The sequence below is a fragment of the Streptomyces sp. NPDC048639 genome, from assembly GCF_043199075.1.
Taxonomy (GTDB): domain Bacteria; phylum Actinomycetota; class Actinomycetes; order Streptomycetales; family Streptomycetaceae; genus Streptomyces.
This window is the reverse complement of sequence record NZ_JBICVP010000016.1, coordinates 1-19,998: the sequence shown is the minus strand read 5'-3', so window position 1 is coordinate 19,998 and position 19,998 is coordinate 1. Positions and strand designations below refer to the sequence as shown.

The 19,998-nt window shown below is 71.9% G+C and carries 16 protein-coding genes and 1 tRNA gene; 10 read left to right on the top strand and 7 right to left on the bottom strand.

Annotation, left to right across the window (positions count from 1 at the left end; all coding sequences use genetic code 11):
* Nucleotides 1-54 precede the first annotated feature (54 nt).
* Nucleotides 55-648 (bottom strand): helix-turn-helix domain-containing protein, encoded by a 594-nt coding sequence (locus tag ACGFNH_RS31660; RefSeq protein WP_393659668.1) that lies wholly within the window; start codon nucleotides 646-648, stop codon nucleotides 55-57.
* 91 nt (nucleotides 649-739) lie between these two features.
* Between ACGFNH_RS31660 and ACGFNH_RS31655 the strand changes: the two genes are divergently transcribed.
* Together ACGFNH_RS31655 and ACGFNH_RS31650 are read left to right on the top strand one after the other, a co-directional pair.
* Nucleotides 740-2,182 carry a diaminopimelate decarboxylase gene (locus tag ACGFNH_RS31655; RefSeq protein WP_393659666.1) on the top strand — a complete coding sequence of 481 codons (1,443 nt, stop codon included), beginning with the start codon at nucleotides 740-742 and terminating at the stop codon, nucleotides 2,180-2,182.
* Between the two features lie 100 nt (nucleotides 2,183-2,282).
* Entirely contained in the window at nucleotides 2,283-3,638 is a 1,356-nt protein-coding gene (locus tag ACGFNH_RS31650) for an APC family permease (protein WP_393659664.1), read from the top strand.
* Nucleotides 3,639-3,701: 63 nt separating this feature from the next.
* On the opposite strand, the gene ACGFNH_RS31645 is transcribed toward ACGFNH_RS31650, so the two are convergent.
* Nucleotides 3,702-4,580 (bottom strand): MurR/RpiR family transcriptional regulator, encoded by an 879-nt coding sequence (locus tag ACGFNH_RS31645; RefSeq protein WP_393659663.1) that lies wholly within the window; start codon nucleotides 4,578-4,580, stop codon nucleotides 3,702-3,704.
* 247 nt (nucleotides 4,581-4,827) lie between these two features.
* Here ACGFNH_RS31645 and ACGFNH_RS31640 point away from each other — a divergent pair, with 247 nt between their 5' ends.
* Nucleotides 4,828-5,748: an NADP-dependent oxidoreductase gene (locus ACGFNH_RS31640; protein ID WP_393659661.1), complete on the top strand. Its 921-nt coding sequence runs from the start codon at nucleotides 4,828-4,830 to the stop codon at nucleotides 5,746-5,748.
* Nucleotides 5,749-5,840: 92 nt separating this feature from the next.
* Here the strand turns inward: ACGFNH_RS31640 and ACGFNH_RS31635 are convergent, their stop codons facing one another.
* Nucleotides 5,841-7,262, bottom strand: coding sequence for an AMP-binding protein (locus ACGFNH_RS31635; RefSeq protein ID WP_393659766.1), 1,422 nt, complete (start codon nucleotides 7,260-7,262; stop codon nucleotides 5,841-5,843).
* Between the two features lie 114 nt (nucleotides 7,263-7,376).
* On the opposite strand from ACGFNH_RS31635, the gene ACGFNH_RS31630 reads away from it, so the two are divergent.
* The gene (locus ACGFNH_RS31630) at nucleotides 7,377-7,802 is read left to right on the top strand and encodes a hypothetical protein (protein WP_393659659.1); all 426 of its coding nucleotides are present in this window, start codon (nucleotides 7,377-7,379) and stop codon (nucleotides 7,800-7,802) included.
* Between the two features lie 693 nt (nucleotides 7,803-8,495).
* Here ACGFNH_RS31630 and ACGFNH_RS31625 read toward each other — a convergent pair.
* Nucleotides 8,496-9,881, bottom strand: a complete 1,386-nt coding sequence (locus ACGFNH_RS31625; RefSeq protein WP_393659657.1) for a cystathionine beta-synthase — start codon at nucleotides 9,879-9,881, stop codon at nucleotides 8,496-8,498.
* 254 nt (nucleotides 9,882-10,135) lie between these two features.
* Here ACGFNH_RS31625 and ACGFNH_RS31620 point away from each other — a divergent pair, with 254 nt between their 5' ends.
* The 3 genes from ACGFNH_RS31620 (at nucleotide 10,136) to ACGFNH_RS31610 (ending at nucleotide 14,108) form a co-directional block, all read left to right on the top strand.
* Entirely contained in the window at nucleotides 10,136-11,191 is a 1,056-nt protein-coding gene (locus ACGFNH_RS31620; protein WP_393659655.1) for an SGNH/GDSL hydrolase family protein, read from the top strand.
* 552 nt (nucleotides 11,192-11,743) lie between these two features.
* Nucleotides 11,744-12,964 carry an acetyl-CoA C-acetyltransferase gene (locus ACGFNH_RS31615; RefSeq protein ID WP_393659654.1) on the top strand — a complete coding sequence of 407 codons (1,221 nt, stop codon included), beginning with the start codon at nucleotides 11,744-11,746 and terminating at the stop codon, nucleotides 12,962-12,964.
* 232 nt (nucleotides 12,965-13,196) lie between these two features.
* The gene (locus tag ACGFNH_RS31610) at nucleotides 13,197-14,108 is read left to right on the top strand and encodes a hypothetical protein (RefSeq protein WP_393659652.1); all 912 of its coding nucleotides are present in this window, start codon (nucleotides 13,197-13,199) and stop codon (nucleotides 14,106-14,108) included.
* Between the two features lie 114 nt (nucleotides 14,109-14,222).
* Here the strand turns inward: ACGFNH_RS31610 and ACGFNH_RS31605 are convergent, their stop codons facing one another.
* Nucleotides 14,223-14,534 carry a hypothetical protein gene (locus tag ACGFNH_RS31605; RefSeq protein ID WP_393659650.1) on the bottom strand — a complete coding sequence of 104 codons (312 nt, stop codon included), beginning with the start codon at nucleotides 14,532-14,534 and terminating at the stop codon, nucleotides 14,223-14,225.
* A 121-nt stretch (nucleotides 14,535-14,655) separates the two neighbouring features.
* Between ACGFNH_RS31605 and ACGFNH_RS31600 the strand changes: the two genes are divergently transcribed.
* Entirely contained in the window at nucleotides 14,656-14,886 is a 231-nt protein-coding gene (locus ACGFNH_RS31600; protein WP_360845145.1) for a DUF4287 domain-containing protein, read from the top strand.
* Between the two features lie 117 nt (nucleotides 14,887-15,003).
* Here ACGFNH_RS31600 and ACGFNH_RS31595 read toward each other — a convergent pair whose 3' ends face one another.
* Both ACGFNH_RS31595 and ACGFNH_RS31590 read right to left on the bottom strand, forming a co-directional pair.
* Nucleotides 15,004-15,852, bottom strand: a complete 849-nt coding sequence (locus ACGFNH_RS31595; RefSeq protein WP_393659648.1) for a Bax inhibitor-1/YccA family protein — start codon at nucleotides 15,850-15,852, stop codon at nucleotides 15,004-15,006.
* 144 nt (nucleotides 15,853-15,996) lie between these two features.
* A tRNA-Leu gene (locus tag ACGFNH_RS31590) sits at nucleotides 15,997-16,080 on the bottom strand.
* A gap of 379 nt (nucleotides 16,081-16,459) precedes the next feature.
* Between ACGFNH_RS31590 and ACGFNH_RS31585 the strand changes: the two genes are divergently transcribed.
* Together ACGFNH_RS31585 and ACGFNH_RS31580 are read left to right on the top strand one after the other, a co-directional pair.
* Nucleotides 16,460-17,272 carry an ABC transporter ATP-binding protein gene (locus ACGFNH_RS31585; RefSeq protein WP_393659646.1) on the top strand — a complete coding sequence of 271 codons (813 nt, stop codon included), beginning with the start codon at nucleotides 16,460-16,462 and terminating at the stop codon, nucleotides 17,270-17,272.
* A gap of 46 nt (nucleotides 17,273-17,318) precedes the next feature.
* Nucleotides 17,319-19,868: an ABC transporter permease gene (locus tag ACGFNH_RS31580; RefSeq protein ID WP_393659644.1), complete on the top strand. Its 2,550-nt coding sequence runs from the start codon at nucleotides 17,319-17,321 to the stop codon at nucleotides 19,866-19,868.
* Nucleotides 19,869-19,998: the final 130 nt, after the last annotated feature.

Below are 19,998 nucleotides of genomic sequence, written 5' to 3'. Positions count from 1 at the left end.
CGCACCGCCGTTCCCTGACTCGGGAATCGTTCTCTTCAGAGAACGGGAACGACGCTAATGAGGCGGGCCTGCGGGGTCAATACCCGCGCCGTCCGGGTACTCCAGCAACAGCACCGAGACCACCGGGACTTCGCCGGCCGTCTCGTAGATGTGGGGGCGGGAGCCGGGCAGGCAGACGTAGTCGCCGGGGCCCAACTCGTACGGGTCACCGGGCGGTCCGACGCGGAGCACACCCTCGGTGACCACGACATGTTCCAGGCCGGGGTGGCCATCGGAGTGCTGTCGCTCCCCCGGCCGCACCCGCTGGTCGTACACCTCCAGCACGCCGCCGCGGGGCTCGACACGGCGCAGCAGCCGCAGATCGACGGCCTCGCTGCTGAGCACATCCAGGCCCGCGCCGCGTACGAGCAGCACGTCCGGCTCGGTCCGCTCGACGAGGAGATCGGAGACCGGCACCCGCAGAGCGTTCGACAGAGAGAACACCGTCTGGATGGTCGGGTTGCCGTGTCCGGCCTCGAGCTGCGAGAGGGCGCTCTTGGCGACGCCGGACCTGCGGGAGACCTCGGAGAGCGAGAGGCCGCGCTCGGTGCGCAGCGCGCGGAGGTTGGCCCCCAGCATGCGCCCCGCCTGTCCCTGTGCCCCGTTCACGGCTCCTCCTCGCTCGGCGGGCCGCCACTGTAACGAGCCGCACGCCCGGAAACGATGGGCAGGTCCGGTCCGGGGGTGGTGGAGTGGGCCCATGAGCACCAGTGATTCCGCAGGACCCCGCGCACACGACGAGCCGGGCGGCACCCCGCAGGGCCGCGACGGGGACGGGCCCGCCGCCCGCCGGGACCGGGCCGTGCGCGCGGCCGTCGAGCAAGGCCTCATCACCGACGCGTCACCGGTCGCCGGCCTGCTGGACATCACCGGGATCCGCTCGGCCACCGCCTCGCTGCGTACCGCGTTCGACGAGGTCACCGCCCCCGGCACGCCCGTCCTGCACGCATTCGCCGTCAAGGCCGCGTCGCTGGTGCCGGTGCTGCGGCTGCTGGCCGACGAGGGGCTCGGCTGCGAGGTCGCGAGCCCCGGGGAGCTGGCGCTGGCGCGCGCGGCGGGCCTGCCCGCGTCCCGTACGGTGCTCGACTCCCCCGCCAAGACGGACGCCGAGCTGCGCGAGGCCCTGGACCTCGGGATCGCCCTCAACGCCGACAACTGGGAGGAGCTGGCCCGCCTCGACGCCCTGGCCGCGGCGGGGCCAGAGACGCTGCCGCCGCTGGGCCTGCGCATCAATCCGCAGATCGGGGGCGGCGCCATCGACGCGCTGTCCACCGCCACCGCCACCTCGAAGTTCGGGGTGCCGCTGCACGACGACGGACCGGACGGGGGGACGCCGGAGGAGGTCAGGGCGCGGGTCGTCCGCGCCTTCCTGGACCGGCCCTGGCTGACCCGGGTGCACGTGCACGCCGGCTCGCAGGGCATGGAGCCCGCGGCGATGGCGGCGGGCACGCGCGCCGCGTACGAACTCGCCGAGGAGATCAACGCGGCGGCCGGGCGCCGCCAGGTCGACACCCTCGACATCGGCGGAGGACTCCCGGTCGACTTCGGCTCCGACACGCCGCCGGACTTCGCCGGGTACGCGCGTCTGCTGGCCGCCGGAGTACCCGGACTGCTCGACGGCCGGTACGGCCTGGTCACCGAGTTCGGCCGTTCGCTGCTCGCCAAGAACGGGCTGGTGCTGGCGCGCGTGGAGTACGCCAAGTCGGCGGGCGGGCGGCCCATCGCGGTCACGCACGCGGGCGCCCAGCTCGCCACCCGTACGGTCTTCGCCCCGCAGTCCTGGCCTCTGCGCGTACGGGCCTACGACGCGAAGGGGCTGCCCAAGAGCGGGCCTTCGGTGGCTCAGGACGTGGCCGGGCCCTGCTGCTTCGCGGGTGACCTGGTGGCGGAGGACCGGCCGCTGCCGTTGCTGGCCGCGGGCGATCTGACCGCTCTGCTCGACACCGGCGCGTACTACTTCTCGAACCACTTCGCGTACAACAGCCTGCCGCGGCCCGCCGTGTACGGGTTCACCGACGATCCGTCCGCGCCGGGGGGCGTGCGCTTCGCGCTCGCGCGCCCGCAGCAGACGGTGGAGGAGATCGTCGCCGAGAGCGGCGGGGCGCAACGCGACGCGCTGACCGGCGGTCTGCGCCGCGACTGACGCACCGGCCCCGCGCGCGGCGGGTGTTCCGCGCCTCCCATCCGGGGGGTACGGGGCGTCACGGGGTGATGTGAGGTCCGTCACGGGGTAGCCGCCCTCCATGACCGCCGACACGTCCTCCACCGAGAGCGGTACGCCGGACAACGGCACCCCGCTCAAGCGCGCCATCGGCCCCAAGCTGATGATCCTCTTCGTCATCGGGGACATCCTGGGCACCGGCATCTACGCCACCACGGGCAAGGTCGCCGGAAAGATCGGCGGCGCCCTGTGGCTGCCGTTCGCGATCGGCTTCGTCGTCGCGGTGCTGACGGCGGCGTCGTACGTGGAGCTGGTCGGCAAGTACCCCAAGGCTGCCGGCGCCGCGCTCTACACCCAGAAGGCGTTCAAGGTCCCCTTCGTGACCTTCATCGTCGCGTTCATGGTGATGTGCTCCGGGCTGTCGTCGGCGAGCGCCGCGGCCCGTGCCTTCAGCGGCGACTACCTCCAGGAGTTCGTGGACATCTCGCCGACGCTCATCTCGATCCTCTTCATCCTTGCCCTGGCCGCCCTGACACTGCGCGGCGTCTCGGAGTCGGTGAAGACGAACGTGGTGCTGACGCTCGTCGAACTGACCGGGCTGGTGATCATCCTCGCGATCGGGGTCTGGGCGGTGATCACGGGCGACGGGGAGCCGTCGCGGCTCGGCGATTTGCAAACGGGCGGGACGGGCTATGCGGTCTACACCGGAGTGCTGGGCGCGACCGCGCTGGCGTTCTTCGCGTTCGTCGGCTTCGAGGACTCGGTCAACATGGCCGAGGAGACCCGCGATCCGGCCCGCACCTTCCCGCGGGCCATCTTCCTGGGCGTGGCGGTGACCGGCACGATCTACGTCCTGGTCGGCCTCGTCTCCTCGCTGCTCGTCGACTACAAGGTGCTGGAGGGGTCCTCCGGGCCGCTGCTCGAAGTCGTCAAGGCCGGCGGAGTCGACTTCCCGCCCAAGCTGTTCGCCCTCATCGCGCTGTTCGCGGTCACCAACTCGGCGCTGATCAACATCATGATGGCCTCCCGTCTCTGCTACGGGATGGCGAACGAACGCATCCTCCCGCGCGGAATGGCCCGCGTCCTCCCGCACCGCCAGACGCCCATCGCCGGGATCCTGTTCGTCACCGCGATCGCGATCGGACTGGTGTCGACGGGCGAGATCGAGGGCCTCGGCGACACGACGGCCTTCCTGCTGCTGTGCGTCTTCGCCGTGGTCAACATCGCCGTGCTGGTACTTCGCCGGAACCCGGTGCCGCACGCGCACTTCCGCACCCCCACCGCCCTGCCCGTCCTGGGTGCCATCACGTCCGTCATCCTGGCGAGCCCGATGGCGGACCGGGAGGCCGACGTCTACATCCGGGCGGGTGTGCTGGTGGCGATCGGGATCGTCCTGTGGGGGGTCAACAAGCTGGTGCTGCGGGCGCGGGGAGAGTGACGGCGGGTCCGTTGGCATTCGGCGTGCCGGCGCCCGGCCCGTACGAACCGGGGCCGTCATGCGTCACTCCACGAAGAGTCCGCGCGCCGTCGCCTGCGCGTCGAACTCCTCCAGGCGGGCCTGGGCGTCCGGCAGCGCGTCGCACATCGACTCCAGCAGGACCCGGCCGAGCATCATCGGCGCGCACGCCGTGTCGAAGGCCAGCCCCGTGCCGACGGCCGCCGGCAGCAGCACGTCGCTGAGCGCCGCGACCGGGGCGAACGCGCTGTCGGCGACGGTCACCACGCTCAGCCCCGCCTCGCGCGCATGGCCGAGGGCCTCGACGACCTCGCGCGGGTGACGCGGCAGCGCGAAGCACAGCAGAGCGGTCGCGCCCGCGCGCCGGACCCCGTCGATGCGGTCGGCGAGCATCGTGCCGCCCTCGTCCAGCAGCCGTACGTCCGGGTGGACCTTCGCCGCGAAGTACGCGAAGCCGCGCGCCTGGGCGGAGGCGGCGCGCAGTCCGAGCACGGGCAGCGGGCGGGAGTCGGCGAGCAGCCGGCCCGCCCGTTCGGCCGGTCCGGGGTCGGCGAGGGAGGCGGCGAGATGCCGCAGGTTCTCGATCTCGGCCTGCACCGCCTGCTGGTACTCGTTGTACGCGTCGGCGCCCTCCGCCCGCTCCGCGGGCGCGACCTCGCGCAGGTGCTTGCGCAGCGCCGGATAGCCGTCGAACCCGAGGGCAACGGCGAAGCGGGTGACGGACGGCTGGCTGACTCCGGCCAGTTCGGCCAGTTCGACGCTGGAGAGGAACGGCGCGTCCCCGGCCCGCCGCACCATGCAGTGCGCGATGCGCCGCTGCGTCGGCGTCAACCGGTGGCCCTCGAAGAGCTTTTGCAGCCGGGCGGACGCACCGGCCGTACCGGCGTCCCCACCGCCGGTCCCGCCCTCGTCCCCGTCGCCCATGTCGTCGCCCTCCCGTCGGTCGCCGCCGCGCCGCGCGCATCGTCACGGGCCGGCAGCTCGGCACCCGACAGCTATTCAGTCACCACAAACTCTGCATGACCATATACAAGCCGGGCAAGGCCGGCCGGGCCCGGGAAGGGCACACGTCGCCCCTGGGCCTCTCGGGTGAGGGACCGGCCGACACCCGGGATACGCGGCAAGGATGGAAGGAGAAGAGCCGCATCGGGGTTGTGAGAGGGGTCGTGCGATGCCCAGGGCTGTCCGGTTCGACGAGTACGGCGGGGTCGACGTGCTGCGGGTGGAGGAGGTCGAACGCCCCTCACCCGGTCCGGGGCAGGTCCTCGTCGAGGTGAGGGCCGCGGGGATCAACCCCGGCGAGGCCGCGATCCGCGAGGGCCGCCTGCACGAGATGTTCCCCGCGACCTTCCCGTCCGGCCAGGGCAGCGATCTCGCCGGGGTCGTCGCGGAGACGGGCGAGGGCGTGGGCGGATTCGCCGCCGGGGACGAGGTGCTGGGCTTCAGCGAGCAGCGAGCCAGCCACGCGGACTTCGTCGTCGTCGAGGCCGGGAACCTGATCATGCGGCCCCCGGGCATCCCGTGGGAGGTGGCGGGGTCACTGTTCGTCGTGGGCGCGACCGCCTACGCCGCCGTCCGGGCCGTGGCTCCCGGGCCGGGTGACACCGTCATCGTCTCCGGCGCCGCGGGCGGCGTCGGCTCGCTCACCGTCCAACTGGCCCGGCACACCGGCGCCACCGTGATCGGCCTGGCGAGCGAGGCCAACCACCCGTGGCTCACCGACCACGGCGTGATCCCCGTGACGTACGGCGAGGGGGTCGCCGACCGCATCCGGGCCGCGTCCGGCGGCTCGGTGGACGCCTTCATCGACACCTTCGGCGCCGACTACGTCGAACTCGCCGTCGAACTCGGCGTCGCCCCGGACCGCATCGACACCATCATCAACTACGCCGCGGCCCAGAAGTACGGGGTGAAGACGGAGGCCAACGCGGCCGGCGCCAGTTCCGACGTGCTCGCCGAGCTCGCCCGGCTGATCGACCAGGGCACCCTGGAGCTGCCGATCGCACGGACCTATCCCCTGGACCAGGTGCGTGAGGCATTCCGGGAGCTGGAGCAGCGCCACACGCGCGGGAAGATCGTGCTCAAGCCCTGATCCCGACCGGCCGTACGGGGCACCGCGCGCCCCGGGGCGGTCCGTCACCCCCGCCCGGGGGCCGGTCCGTCACCCCGCCACGGGCCGCGGCCTCACAGCGGCGGCAGCAGCTTCTTCTGCGGCTTGCCCATGGCGTTGCGCGGCAGGGCGTCGAGGAAGACGACGCGGCGGGGCCTCTTGTGGACCGACAGATGGGCCGCCACATGGTCCGTCAGCTCCCGCTCGGTGATGCCGTCGGCGACGACGTACGCGACGATCTGCTGGCCGAGGTCCTCGTGCGGGGAGCCGACGACCGCCGCCTCCTGGACCGCCGGGTGGTCGAGCAGCGCGTTCTCGACCTCGCCCGCGCCGATCCGGTAGCCGCCGGACTTGATGAGGTCGGTGGAGGCGCGGCCGACGATGCGATGGAAGCCGTCGGGCTCGACGGCCGCGATGTCGCCCGTACGGAACCAGCCGTCGTCGGTGAAGGAGTCCGCGGTCGCCTCGGGGCGGCCGAGGTAGCCGGTGAACAACGTCTCCCCGGTGACCTGGAGTTCACCGATCTCGGCGCCCTCCTCCGCCACGACCCGGGTACGCACGCCGGGCAGCGGCGAGCCCACGTACCCCGGCCTGCGCTCGCCGCCCGCCCGTGCGGAGACCGTGATGAGGGTCTCCGTCATGCCGTAGCGCTCGACCGGCCGGTGGCCGGTCAGCGCCTCCAGGTCGCGGAAGACGGGCGCGGGCAGCGGCGCGCTGCCCGAGACGAGGACGCGGGCGCCGGACAGCGCGCGGGCCGCGGTGGCGTCGCGGACGACGCGCCCCCACACCGTCGGGACGCCGAAGTACAGGCTGCCGCCCGCCGCCGCGTACGCCTCCGGGGTCGGCCGTCCCGTGTGCACCAGGCGGCTGCCGACCCGCAGCGCACCGAGCACACCCAGCACCAGACCGTGCACATGGAACAGCGGGAGGCCGTGGGCCAGGGTGTCCTCCGGGGTCCACTCCCACACCTCGGCGAGGGCGTCGAGGTCGGCGGCCAGCGCGCCCCGGGGCAGCAGCGCGCCCTTCGGGGCGCCCGTCGTGCCGGAGGTGTAGAGGATCAGCGCGGTCGAGCCGGACTCCGGCTCCGGCGCGGTCCATGTGGCGCGCTCGGCGGTATCGACGGGCAGGAGCCGGATTCCGGGCGGCAAGGGCACGGTGTCCTCGGCGGCCTCCGCGCCGCGCAGCAGCAGCTCGGCACCCGAGTCCCGCAGGATGTGGTCCCGCTCCGCCGGTCCCGAGTCGGGCGGCACGGGCACGACCGGCACGCCGGCCAGCAGACCGCCGACCACCGCCGCGACCGTCTCCAGCGAAGCCTCCGCCCGTACGGCGACCGCCGCGGCCCCCGCGATACGGGCCGCGACCGCTCCGGCGGCGCCCGCAAGGTCCTCCCGCGAGCAGGACCGTCCGGCCACGGTGATCGCGTCCGGGCGGTCACGGTCGCCGGGTCCGGAAGCGGAAAGGCCGGACGCGTACGTCCCGGTCAGCGACGGCAGCAGGACCTCGGACACGTACGCTCCTTCTCTCCGGGGACCGGCCCCATCATCGCGTTACGCCGATTACGGGGGATACCCCTACTGACACCCTCCATCGGCGACCGTAACGTGACGACCATGGAAGCCCGCGACAACGAGCTGCAGAAGGAACTCGACGCGACCGTGCACGCGCGCAAAGAGCTGGGGCCCGAGTACGAGGCGGAGCTGATCGAGTCCTTCCTGGAGAAGGTCGAGCAGCGGCTGGACGGGACGCTCGACCAGCGGATGCGCCGCCGGCTCGCCGAGCACCAGATGGTGGTCGCGCGCGGCGCGGCACCGTCCCCCTCCCACGGTTCCGGAGGCGGCAGCACCTTCGGTGAGCGGTTCGGCTTCGGCATCGTCACGCTCGTTCTGGCCGTGCCGCTGTCGGCGATCGGCGTGGTGAACGAGGGCCTGCCGGGGCTGATCGTCACCTGGGCGGGCATCGTCGGGGTGAACGCGGTCCAGGCGACGGGCCGGATGCCCTGGCAGCGCCGCGGGAAGCCGGACAGCGACTGGGACTGAGGGCCGACGACCGGTGGGGCGACGACCTGTCGGCCCCCAACCGCCCGTGCCTGCCGTCGCGCGCGGGCGACCCGACGGCAGGCACGGGAGCGGGCGTCAGCTGCGCCCCGTAGGCCGCCGACCCGGCGCACGGACAGCCGGGGCACCGGAAGACCGGGACCGGCACTGACACCGGCACCGGCGCCGACACCGCGGTCAGCGAGACCCGCACCGGCACCCGCACCCGCACCCGCACGGCACCCGTACAGCGGATTCCGGAAAAACCGAACGGCCCGTGGTCATGGATCACGGGCCGTTCGGCTGTGGGGGGTTGGCGGGGACCGCCGCACCCCGGCGCGAGCCGGGGGCGGGACGACGGCGGTCCCCGCGGTGGACGCGGGCCGGGTCAGGGCCGGTTTCTTCCACGTCCGCGGCGACCAGGAGGTCCGGGAGCCGCTCCGGAGGTCCATGGCGCCGTTCTCGGGTGCCGGCGCGTGCACCGCGGTGCGGTGGGCAGTGCCCGCCGCCCCGTGCGCTCGTGCCGACAACCACCAATGTGCCGGACCCGTGTTAAATGCGTGCTGCACGCGCGTGACACACGCGTACCAGTTGCGTGGCACGAACGACGCGGCGCCGACGGGCACTTGGGCTCCCCCTCGCGCCTCCGGTGCGCGCCGCCGCGACTACCCCGTGTCGCCCCCTACTTGACGGTCTCTACTTGCCGGCCTTGGCGAGGAACGCCAGCAGGTCCTGTCGGCTCACCACACCCGTCGGCTTGCCCTCGACGAGGACGATCGCCGCGTCGGCCCCCTCCAGGACCGCCATGAGGTCCTCGACCTGCTCGCCTGAGCCAACCTGCGGCAGCGGCGGGGACATGTGCTTCTCCAGCGGGTCGCCGAGTGACGCGCGTTGCGTGAACAGCGCGTCCAGCAGCTCGCGTTCGACGACCGAGCCGATGACCTCCGCGGCCATCACGTCCGGGTGGCCCGCGCCCGGCTTCACGATCGGCATCTGCGAGACGCCGTACTCGCGCAGCACCTCGATGGCCTCGCCCACGGTCTCGTCCGGGTGCATGTGGACGAGCGAGGGCAGCGCGCCCTCCTTGTACGCCAGCACGTCCGCGACGCGGGCGCTCGGCTCGCCCTCCTCCAGGAAGCCGTAGTCGGCCATCCACTCGTCGTTGAAGATCTTCGACAGATAGCCGCGGCCGCTGTCGGGGAGCAGGACCACGACCACGTCGTCCGGACCGAGACTCTCGGCCACCTTCAGCGCGCCCATGACCGCCATGCCGCAGGAGCCGCCGACGAGCAGACCCTCCTCCTTGGCGAGCCGCCGGGTCATCTGGAAGGCGTCCTTGTCGGACACCGCGACGATCTCGTCGGTGACCTTCGGGTCGTAGGCGGTCGGCCAGAAGTCCTCGCCGACGCCCTCGATCAGATACGGGCGCCCGGAACCGCCCGAGTAGACCGAGCCCTCGGGGTCCGCGCCCACGATCCGCACCCGGCCCTCGGAGATCTCCTTCAGATAGCGACCGGTTCCGGTGATGGTGCCGCCGGTGCCGACGCCCGCCACGAAGTGCGTGATCTTCCCCTCGGTCTGCTCCCACAGCTCGGGGCCGGTCGTCTCGTAGTGCGACCGCGGGTTGTTCTGGTTGCTGTACTGGTCCGGCTTCCAGGCGTTCGGCGTCTCCCGGACGAGCCGGTCGGAGACGTTGTAGTACGAGTCCGGGTGCTCGGGATCGACGGCGGTCGGGCAGACGACGACCTCCGCCCCGTACGCGCGCAGCACATTGATCTTGTCCGTGGACACCTTGTCCGGGCACACGAAAATGCAGTGGTAGCCCTTCTGCTGGGCCACGATCGCCAGCCCCACGCCGGTGTTGCCCGAGGTCGGCTCGACGATGGTGCCGCCCGGCTGCAGCGCCCCGGACTCCTCCGCGGCCTCGATCATGCGCACGGCGATGCGGTCCTTGACGGAGCCGCCGGGGTTGAAGTACTCGACCTTGGCCAGGACAGTTGCCTGGATACCCTCGGTCACGCTGTTGAGCTTCACCAGCGGGGTGTTGCCGACGAGCTCAATCATCGAATCGTGATAATGCACGACGTTCTCCAGGTCTGGCGGGGTCTCCGCGGGTCGGGTGGCAGCCGCACTCGTACGGCCCGTGCGGCCAGCCTATTCCGCCGGGCCACGCCTCAGCAGTGGCACCGCAAACTGGCCCGTACCCGCCGTACGGGGGCGTTGCGCGACGGGCCACAGCGGGCAACCAGCTAGTGGCAGGGCGTACGTCGGTCCTGCCGCGGCATACGTACTGCAGGGCGTGGAGGCACGAGGCGCGGGCGGGAGGCGGTCGGCGGATGTCGATGTCGAGGGCAAGGGTGGCACGGCGGATCGCGGCCGCGGCGGCGTACGGCGGCGGCGGGATCGGGCTGCTGGGCGGGGCGACGATCGGACTGCTGCTGACCGAGGTGCAGCTCGCGAGGCGATCCGTGGGCAGCTCGGGGGACGTACCACCGGTCGCGGACGGAGGCTACGGGGCGGTGTTCGCGCACCACGCGAACCAGCGGCCGCTGCGGCTCGCCCTCGCCGGGGACTCCACCGCGGCGGGCCAGGGTGTGCACCGCCCCCGCCAGACGCCGGGGGCGCTGCTCGCGTCGGGCCTCGCGGCCGTCGCGGAACGGCCCGTGGATCTGCGGACGGTGGCGCTCCCGGGCGCGCAGTCCGACGACCTGGAGCGCCAGGTCACGATGCTGCTGGGGGACAGCAGCCTGATCCCCGACGTCTGCGTGATCATGATCGGCGCCAACGACGTCACGCACCGCATGCCGCCCGCCCGCTCGGTGCGGCTGCTCGCGGACGCGGTACGGCGGCTGCGCGAGAAGAACTGCCAAGTGGTGGTCGGCACCTGTCCGGACCTCGGCACGATCGAGCCGGTCTACCAGCCGCTGCGCTGGCTGGCCCGGCGGATGAGCCGGCAGCTCGCCGCGGCACAGACCATCGGCGTGGTGGAACAGGGCGGCCGTACGGTCTCGCTGGGCGACCTGCTCGGCCCGGAGTTCGAGGCGAACCCGCGCGAGCTCTTCGGCCCCGACAACTACCACCCGTCGGCGGAGGGTTACGCGACGGCCGCGATGGCGATGCTCCCGACGCTGTGCGCGGCACTGGGCCTGTGGCCGGATGCGGAGCGGCCGGAGGCGGCACGCCGCGAGGGCATCCTGCCGGTCGCGGAGGCGGCGGCACAGGCGGCGTCCGAGAGCGGTACGGAGGTGGCCGCGGCCGCACCGGTGGGCACCCGCGGGCCCTGGGTGCTGCTCAAACACCGCCGCCGGCGGCGGCTCCCTGCGTCCGACGCGGCCGCGAAGGACGCCACCGGCGCGGAAACCCCGGCGACCATCCGCATGCCGGAGGCGTGACCGGGGGCGGCAACGGGGCGGCGGGGCTGCCACGGGAGTCCTCCGGCCCGCTGTCTGCGGGCGGGAGTCCCCCGGCCCGCTGTCCGCGGTGAGCAGCAGCGCCGCCACCACCACCGCGGTGCCGGTGGGGCACCCGTTCCCGCACCTCGACGGTTGGGCCGCTCCGGCACGCCGCCGCGGCGCACCGCGCCCTTGCGGGGGCGAACGGCCTGTCCGGCACGCACCGGGGAAAGCACCCGCCGGGGAAGGCCCGGCCTCCGTGACGGCCGCTCGTGGACGACGCCGGATCCGATACGGCCCGCTCCCGCCGGACACCGCCCGGCCCGTCGGCGTGCCGCCGTGGACGCGCACGCGGGGTGGGCCGCCGCCCCGCCCGGTCGGTCCGGAGCTCCCGTTCCGGTCCCCGCCGCGGGGGTTCCGGTGGCACACTGGGGTGAGCAAGCGCTTAGAAAAGAGTTCCGCGTCACAGCACACAGGCCGTGACCTCTGCCGTACGTGCAGGTAACTTCCCAGACAGTCCTGCCGTATCCCCGCCCTCTCCAGGGAGCCGTGATGCCCGAAGCCGTGATCGTCTCAGCCGCCCGTTCGCCGATCGGCCGTGCCTTCAAGGGCTCCCTGAAGGAGGTCCGCCCCGACGACCTGACCGCCGAGATCATTCAGGCCGCGCTCGCCAAGGTCCCCGAGCTGGACCCGCGCGAGATCGACGACCTCATGCTGGGCTGCGGCCTCCCCGGCGGCGAGCAGGGCCACAATCTCGGCCGGATCGTCGCCGTGCAGATGGGCATGGACCACCTGCCGGGCTGCACCATCACGCGGTACTGCTCCTCGTCCCTGCAGACCTCCCGGATGGCGCTGCACGCCATCAAGGCGGGCGAGGGCGATGTGTTCATCTCCGCGGGTGTCGAGATGGTCTCGCGGAGCATCAAGGGCAGCTCCGACGGTCTGCCGGACACCCACAACCCGCTGTTCGCCGACGCCGAGGCCCGTACGGTGGCGCGTAGCGAGCAGGAGGGCACCGACTGGCACGACCCGCGCGAGGACGGCGCGATCCCGGACGCGTACATCGCCATGGGCCAGACCGCCGAGAACCTGGCCCGCCTCAAGGGCATCACCCGCCAGGACATGGACGAGTTCGGCGTCCGCTCCCAGAACCTCGCCGAGGAAGCCATCAAGAAGGGCTTCTGGGAGCGCGAGATCACTCCGGTCACCACCCCCGATGGCACGGTCGTCTCCAAGGACGACGGTCCGCGCGCCGGCGTGACCCTGGAGGGCGTGCAGGGCCTGAAGCCCGTGTTCCGCCCCGACGGCCTGGTCACGGCCGGCAACTGCTGTCCGCTGAACGACGGCGCCGCCGCGCTGGTGATCATGTCGGACACCAAGGCGCGCGAGCTGGGCCTGACGCCGCTGGCACGGATCGTCTCCACCGGCGTCTCCGGGCTCTCCCCCGAGATCATGGGCTACGGCCCGGTCGAGGCGTCCAAGCAGGCGCTGGCCCGCGCCGGCCTGACCATCGACGACATCGATCTGGCCGAGATCAACGAGGCGTTCGCCGCGCAGGTCATCCCCTCCTACCGCGACCTGGGCATCGACATCGACAAGCTGAACGTCAACGGCGGCGCGATCGCGGTCGGCCACCCCTTCGGCATGACGGGCGCCCGGATCACCGGCACGCTCATCAACTCCCTCCAGTTCCACGACAAGCAGTTCGGTCTGGAGACCATGTGCGTCGGCGGCGGCCAGGGCATGGCCATGGTCATCGAGCGTCTGAGCTGACCCCGCGCGCCCCACGCGTCACAATCACCACAACGTCGTGACCGAATCTCCCCCAGGATGTGATGTATGTCCTGGGGGAGATTCGTTTCAGCAGGTCAGAGTGGTTGGACGGACAGACGTTCGGGCTGTGCTCGCATCCGATTCATGATGTTATGCACTGACAGCGGGCCGCGGCCCGCGGCAACCTGAGGTAGGAATTCGGGGGACCTCATCCACATCCGGGAGTACGTCAGTGAGCGCCATGTCCGTTGCCCTGCTGCTGGCGGCTGCCACGGCCACGGCCGTGGGCGCCGCCGCCCTGCACGCCGCCCGGGGGCTTCGCAAGCAGCTCTCCGCGCTGCGCGCCGAGCTCGCCGAGCGGCCGGCGCAGTCCGGAACCGCCTCCGTACCGGCGGCTCGCGCCACCCCCGCCGAGGAGATACGGGCGGCGGTCGCCGACGCGCTCGCCGAGGAGCGGGAGCGGGAGCTGGCGGAGGCCCGCGCGTTCTGGGCGGCGCAGGAGGCGCGTGACGCGGCGGACTCACCTCCGATGCTCGGCAGCCCGGGCCCGCTGAGCGACGAGCCGGCGGTCTATGTGCCGCGCCAGGCCGACTTCGCGGGCCTGGAGCCGTTCCTGGGGGCCGACCTCGCCGAGGTCGCCGAAGTGCTGGAGAGCATCGAGGCCGTGGACGCCTCCATCGACGCGTACGAGCAGGGCGCCACGACGGCCGGCCCCGCCGCCGACAGCGGCCCCGCCGAGACCGAGGAGTCGCCGGAGCTGGCGGCCGCGCGCCGCCGCCACCCCTCGAACCCGGACAACCACCGCGAGCCGGGCTCGCCCGCGGCACCGGCCTTCGCCGACCACGACCGCACCATGAGCCGGCTGGGGCAACTCGCCGCCGACGCGACTCCGCTGACGGACGTACGCCCCGGCCCTCTGGGCACGCTGGATGTCTATGTCTTCACGGACGGCACGACGATCTGCATGACCCCGGGCCACCGCGAGACCGCTGAACGGCTCGCGCGGGCGCTGCGCGAGGGCAAGACCCCCGTCCTGTTGGGCGGATCGGGCATTTCGGGCGCCTATGCGCTGACCTTCGCGTACGGCGACGACGGCGAGGAAACCGTCTACATCCTCGCGGACCGGGTCATCGCCTCACTCTGATCCTCGGGAGTCCCCCGTCGAACAGAGATCGCGTACCTGGACCACCGAGGGTCCGGCGGTCCCGGCGGACGCACAGGGCACGAGTCCGCGCCGCACCCGCACACGCACCCGCGGCTAGACGTGCCCGGTCGCCTTCTCCACGAGCGCGACCGCCTCCGCCAGCTCCTCCTCCGAGGCCGACCGCAGGGCTTCGGCCAAATCATGGCCGGCCACGGCCACCTGGTCGGACACCGCGAACATCCCCGCATCCGGCATCGGCCAGGGATCCTCCCCGGGGAACTCCAGGCGGTGCGCCCGGGCCGCCAACTCCCGCGCAAGGGCAAGCCCTTCCGCCGCAGCACCGCGTTGCAGCCTGCTCTGCGGGGCCGCCCGCAGCCGGTCGGCGAGTTGATCCACAGCAGTCACCAGAGGCGTCACATCGAGCACGGCGCGAGCCTATGCGCCTCCCCCTGCCTGTTGCCAACAGGCGAACACTCAGGCACGGTGTCGTGAAGGACCACACCTGGCCAGGCTCATGACCCGGCAATGGACGCGTCCGGAGGCGCCGATGTCCCAAGTCTTCTCCGAAGAGACCCACCGGAACCTGCTCTCCCGTATCCCTCAGTGCACCGGCCGTGAAGTCTCCGACTGGCTTCGCACCGTCGACGAAGGCCCCGCCCTCTTCCGTTTCGAAGAAAAGGTCAACTGGCTGCGTGGCGCGCACAACCTCGCCTACGGCCACGCGAAAGCGATCATCCACGAGTACGACCTGCGGCGCGCCGCGCGGAAGCTGCTCTAGCACCGACCGCGGACCCCGCCCCGAGCGAGAAAGACGAAAGGGCCCGGAGGCAAGCCTCCGGGCCCTTCGCTGTGTCCGGTGTCCGGCGGGTCCGCGCCCGGGCCCGCCGGACTGCGGTCAGTCGCCGCGCAGGATCGAGATCAGGCGCAGCAGCTCCAGGTAGATCCACACCAGGGTCATGGTGAGGCCGAAGGCGGCCAGCCAGGACTCCTCGCGGGGGGCGCCGTAGGCGATGCCGTCCTCGACCTGCTTGAAGTCCAGGGCGAGGAAGCAGGCGCCGAGGATGACGCCGACGACACCGAAGAGGATGCCGAGTCCGCCGCTGCGGAAGCCGAGTCCGTCACCGCCGCCGAACGCCATGAAGAGCAGGTTCACCGCGGTCAGCAGAAGGAAGCCGATCGCGGCGGCCATCACGTAGCGGTAGAAGCGCTGATTGACCCGGATCAGGCGGGTCTTGTAGGCGATGAGCACACCGACGAAGACGGCCATCGTGCCCAGCACGGCCTGCATCGGGGCGCCGTCGAGCCGCTCGTTGATGGCGCTGCTCAGCGCACCCAGGAACAGGCCCTCGAAGGCGGCGTAGGCGATGATCAGCGGAGGCGAGGCCTTGCGCTTGAACGCCTGCACCAGGCCCAGGACCATCGCGACAAGACCACAGCCCACAGCGAGCGGCAGGGGCATGCTCATGATCCATGCGACGGCCGCGCCGACCACGACGGTGCCGAGCGTGATGCCCGTCCGCATGACGACGTCGTCCATCGTCATCCGGTCGGTCTGCGGCGGTGCTACCGGGGGCGCGCCCTGCAAGGTGCCGTCCGCGGTCTGGGCGTACGGATTGCCCGAAGCGTACGGGTTGCCCTGCTGAACTGCGGCGGGGCCCCCGGCCTGCTGCGCCGCGTTGAAGCTCGCGAAGCCATTGTCGCGGCTGAATCCCCGTCGCGAGAAGACCGGGTTGCTGCTCCTCATCTCACTCCTCCATGGCCGCCGGGCGCGACCTTGCCATCAGAGTAATGGGTGGGCAAAGAATGCACCCTAGTACCACGGGAGGATCTTTGAGAGGAAGCCCTGAGACCGGGCCGCCGCCCGGTGTGCGCCCGGGGAATTTGCGGGTGCCCGGAGCCGGACTTGAACCGGCACGGCCCAATAGGGCCAGTGAGGTTTAAGCTCACCGTGTCTGCATTCCACCATCCGGGCAGGGTCCCGGACTCTGACGGTCCCCCCAGGGCGCACACAGAGCCTATCCGGCTTCATCCCTCGAACTCCGGCCGGGCGGTGCGAGGTTGTCTGATTTTATGGGCAACTGAGAGAGCGTCAGACACGCGGTACCTGCGGTAGGCACATGCCCGGGCGGGGTACACGGCTCCGCCTCCATGCCGTGGGATTGACGGAAAGTCGTCGCCCTTCTCAGGGGGACTCTCGGGGGTCGTGGTCATCCCCAAGGAGGACACGGGGGCCTCCGGGTACCTCCCTGGGCTGCCCCTGGAACCAGAACCTGGACTGATCCTGACGGGCTTTCCGGACGGGACGATGGAATCCGCCCATCCGCCCCACGGCCCGACAGGAGCCCGTTCCCGTGACCACCACCCCGTACGGCGTCCAGACCGCCGCCCGCACCACCGCCGTGGCAGCCCGCGCCACGGAACTGTCCAAGGTGTACGGCCAAGGCGAGACCCAGGTGGTCGCCCTGGACCACGTGTCCGTCGAGTTCCGGCAGGCCGAGTTCACCGCGATCATGGGGCCCTCGGGCTCCGGCAAGTCCACGCTCATGCACTGTGTCGCGGGCCTGGACACCGTCTCCTCCGGCTCCGCGCGCATCGGCGAAGTGGAGCTGACGTCCCTGAAGGACAAGCAGCTCACCCGTTTGCGCCGGGACAAGATCGGCTTCATCTTCCAGGCCTTCAATCTGCTGCCCACGCTCAACGCCCTGGAGAACATCACGCTGCCCATGGACATCGCGGGCCGCAAGCCCGACCGGCAGTGGCTGGACCAGGTCATCGAGACCGTCGGTCTGTCGGGGCGCCTGAAGCACCGCCCCACGGAGCTGTCGGGTGGTCAGCAGCAGCGCGTCGCCGTGGCACGGGCCCTGGCCTCCAAGCCGGAGATCATCTTCGCGGACGAGCCGACCGGCAACCTCGACTCCCGCTCCGGCGCCGAGGTCCTGGGCTTCCTCCGCAACTCGGTCCGGGCGCTGGGCCAGACGATCGTGATGGTCACCCACGACCCGGTCGCCGCCGCGTACGCCGACCGCGTCATCTTCCTGGCCGACGGCCGGATCGTCGACGAACTGCGCGAGCCCACCGCCGACTCCGTCCTGGACCGCATGCTGCGCATCTCCGGAGGCGCCGGCGCCCCCGCCTCCCGGACCGCCAAGAGCCCCACTGGCTGACAGCGCACAACCGACCGCCACCGGCCCGACCCCAGGACACAGAACCATGTTCCGTACTGCCGTGCGTAATGTGCTCGCGCACAAAGCCAGGCTGATGATGACCGTGCTCGCCGTCATGCTCGGCGTCGCGTTCGTCTCCGGCACCCTCATCTTCACCGACTCCGTCGGCACCGCTTTCAAGAACCGGTCCGCGAAGAGCTTCGAGAACGTCTCGGTCGCCGTGCGCTCCGACGGGGCGTCCGCTTCGTACGGCGAGTCCGGCGGCGGAGGCGACGAGGCCAAGGAGGACCCCGTCCTCACCGAGCGGCTGCTCAAGAGGATCGAGAACGCGCCGGGCGCCCGTTCGGCCACCGGCACCCTCACCGGCTTCACCGCCCTCGCCGACAAGGACGGCAAGCTCGTCGGCCAGGGCTGGGGCAGCACCGGTGCCAACTACTACCCCGGCCCCGGCGGCAAGGACGACCGCTACACCTTCACCGACGGCCGCGCGCCGAAGGCGCGGGGCGAGATCGCCCTCGACAGCCGCACCGCGGAGCGCACCGGCTTCAAGCCCGGCGACACCGCCCGTGTCTCCACCGACGGCCCGGTGACGAAGCAGCGCATCACGGGCGTCTTCGACACCGACGACGGCAGCGTCACGGCGGGCGGCAGCCTCGTCCTCTTCGACAACGCCACCGCCATGAAGGTCCTCGACACCGGCGGCGAGTACAGCGAGATCACCGTCCGGGCCGAGCCGGGCGCCTCCGATGCCGCGCTCAAGAGCGCCGTCGAGAAGATCGTGCCGAAGGGCACCGAGGTCACCACCGGCAAGGTGCTGGCGGACGAGCAGGCCGAGAACATCGCCAAGGACACCGAGCAGATGAGCCAGGTGCTCCTCTACTTCGCCGGCATCGCGCTGTTCGTCGGCATCTTCCTCATCGCCAACACCTTCACCATGCTCGTCGCCCAGCGCACCAAGGAGCTGGCGCTGCTGCGCGCCATCGGCGCGACCCGCCGTCAGGTGACCCGCTCCGTCCTCCTGGAGGCCCTCCTCATCGGCCTGGTCGCCTCGGTGACCGGCTTCCTGCTCGGCAGCGGCGTCGCCGTCGCCATGCGCGCCGGTGTGAACGCCATGGGCGCCGAACTGCCCGACGGCCCGCTCGTCATCGCCCCCAGCACCGGCCTGTACGCGCTGCTGGTCGGTGTCGTCATCACCATGCTCGCCGCCTGGCTGCCCGGCCGGCGGGCCGCGAGGATCCCGCCGGTCGCCGCGATGAACAGCGTGCATGCCACGCCCACCACCCGCGGCCTCGTCGTGCGCAACAGCATCGGCTCCGCCATCACCGCTCTCGGCACGGCCATGGTGTTCATGGGCACGCAGGGCTCCGCGAACACCGTCCTCGCGGGCGGCGCCGCACTCGTCCTCATCGGCGTCATCGTGCTCACGCCTCTGCTGTCCCGTCCGGTCATCGCGGCCGCGGCCCCGGTGCTCGCCCGCTTCGGGGTCGCCGGCACCCTGGCGCGGCGGAACGCGGTCCGCAACCCGCGCCGTACGGCCGCCACCGCGGCGGCCCTGATGATCGGCCTCACGCTCATCACCGGCATGACCGTCCTCGCCACCTCCATGCAGGCGGCGATCAACAAGATGGCCGTGGACTCCCTGAAGTCCGACTACTCGGTGACCATGGCCAACTTCAACGAGCTGTCACCCGAAGTCCGTTCGAAGCTGGACGAGCTCCCCGAGGTCGAGGCGAGCAGCCCCCTGCGGACCGCGTACGGGGAGGCAGGAAGCAACTTCACGCAGATGACCGGCGTCGACCCCCGCACCGCCCCGGAACTGCTCAACTTCAAGTTCAGCAGTGGCTCGTTCGACGGCCTGACCGGGAAGAAGGCGCTGATCGACGAGGAGCTCGCCGACGACCTGCACGTCGCCGTGGGCGACTCCGTGCGGTTCAGGTTCGACGACGGCAAGACCCGGGCCGTGAAGATCGGTGGGGTCTACGAGGGCAACGACATGTTCCAGGGCCTGTACGCCGCGACCTCCGTGGTGGACCCGCACCTGGACAAGGTCGCCGACGACCAGGTGCTGGTGAAGATGAAGGGCGGGCCGTCGGACACCGCCGAGGCCGCCATCATCGACGCGCTCGGCAAGAACCCTGCCATCTCCGTGAAGGACAAGCAGGCCATCAGCGACGAGCTCGCCCAGGCGATCAACCTGTTGCTCAAGATGCTCTACGGGCTGCTGGCCATGGCGATCCTCATCGCGGTCCTCGGTGTGGTGAACACCCTGGCCATGTCGGTCTTCGAGCGGAAGCACGAGATCGGGATGTTGCGGGCGATCGGCCTCGACCGCTCGCGGGTCAAGCGGATGGTCCGTCTGGAGGCCGTGGTCATCTCGCTGTTCGGCGCGGTCCTCGGCATCGGCCTCGGACTCTTCATCGCCTGGGCCGCCGGGACCTCCATCTCGGGGACGGTGACCACGTACACCATGAAGATCCCGTTCGCGGAGATCGGCATCTTCCTGGGCATGGCCGCGCTGGTCGGTGTGTTGGCCGCACTCTGGCCGGCGCGCCGGGCGGCCAGGCTCAATGCGCTGGAGGCCATCAAGGCCGAGTAGCCGCACCCCTGGACACGGCGCCGGCCCCGGCGGGGGGCCCCGGGCGGCCCGGCCCGGGGGCGGGGGGGGGGGGGGGCCGCCCCCCCCCCGCGGATTCGCCCGACCCCCGCGGCCCGCCCCCGGGGGGGCG

What these genes read in the sequence shown, in the direction of transcription:
- ACGFNH_RS31655 (WP_393659666.1), top strand. Translation starts at nt 740, where the DNA reads ATGAGCACCAGTGATTCCGCAGGACCCCGCGCACACGACGAGCCGGGC.
- ACGFNH_RS31650 (WP_393659664.1), top strand. Translation starts at nt 2,283, where the DNA reads ATGACCGCCGACACGTCCTCCACCGAGAGCGGTACGCCGGACAACGGC.
- ACGFNH_RS31645 (WP_393659663.1), bottom strand. Translation starts at nt 4,580, where the DNA reads ATGGGCGACGGGGACGAGGGCGGGACCGGCGGTGGGGACGCCGGTACG.
- ACGFNH_RS31640 (WP_393659661.1), top strand. Translation starts at nt 4,828, where the DNA reads ATGCCCAGGGCTGTCCGGTTCGACGAGTACGGCGGGGTCGACGTGCTG.
- ACGFNH_RS31630 (WP_393659659.1), top strand. Translation starts at nt 7,377, where the DNA reads ATGGAAGCCCGCGACAACGAGCTGCAGAAGGAACTCGACGCGACCGTG.
- ACGFNH_RS31620 (WP_393659655.1), top strand. Translation starts at nt 10,136, where the DNA reads ATGTCGATGTCGAGGGCAAGGGTGGCACGGCGGATCGCGGCCGCGGCG.
- ACGFNH_RS31615 (WP_393659654.1), top strand. Translation starts at nt 11,744, where the DNA reads ATGCCCGAAGCCGTGATCGTCTCAGCCGCCCGTTCGCCGATCGGCCGT.
- ACGFNH_RS31600 (WP_360845145.1), top strand. Translation starts at nt 14,656, where the DNA reads ATGTCCCAAGTCTTCTCCGAAGAGACCCACCGGAACCTGCTCTCCCGT.
- ACGFNH_RS31595 (WP_393659648.1), bottom strand. Translation starts at nt 15,852, where the DNA reads ATGAGGAGCAGCAACCCGGTCTTCTCGCGACGGGGATTCAGCCGCGAC.
- ACGFNH_RS31580 (WP_393659644.1), top strand. Translation starts at nt 17,319, where the DNA reads ATGTTCCGTACTGCCGTGCGTAATGTGCTCGCGCACAAAGCCAGGCTG.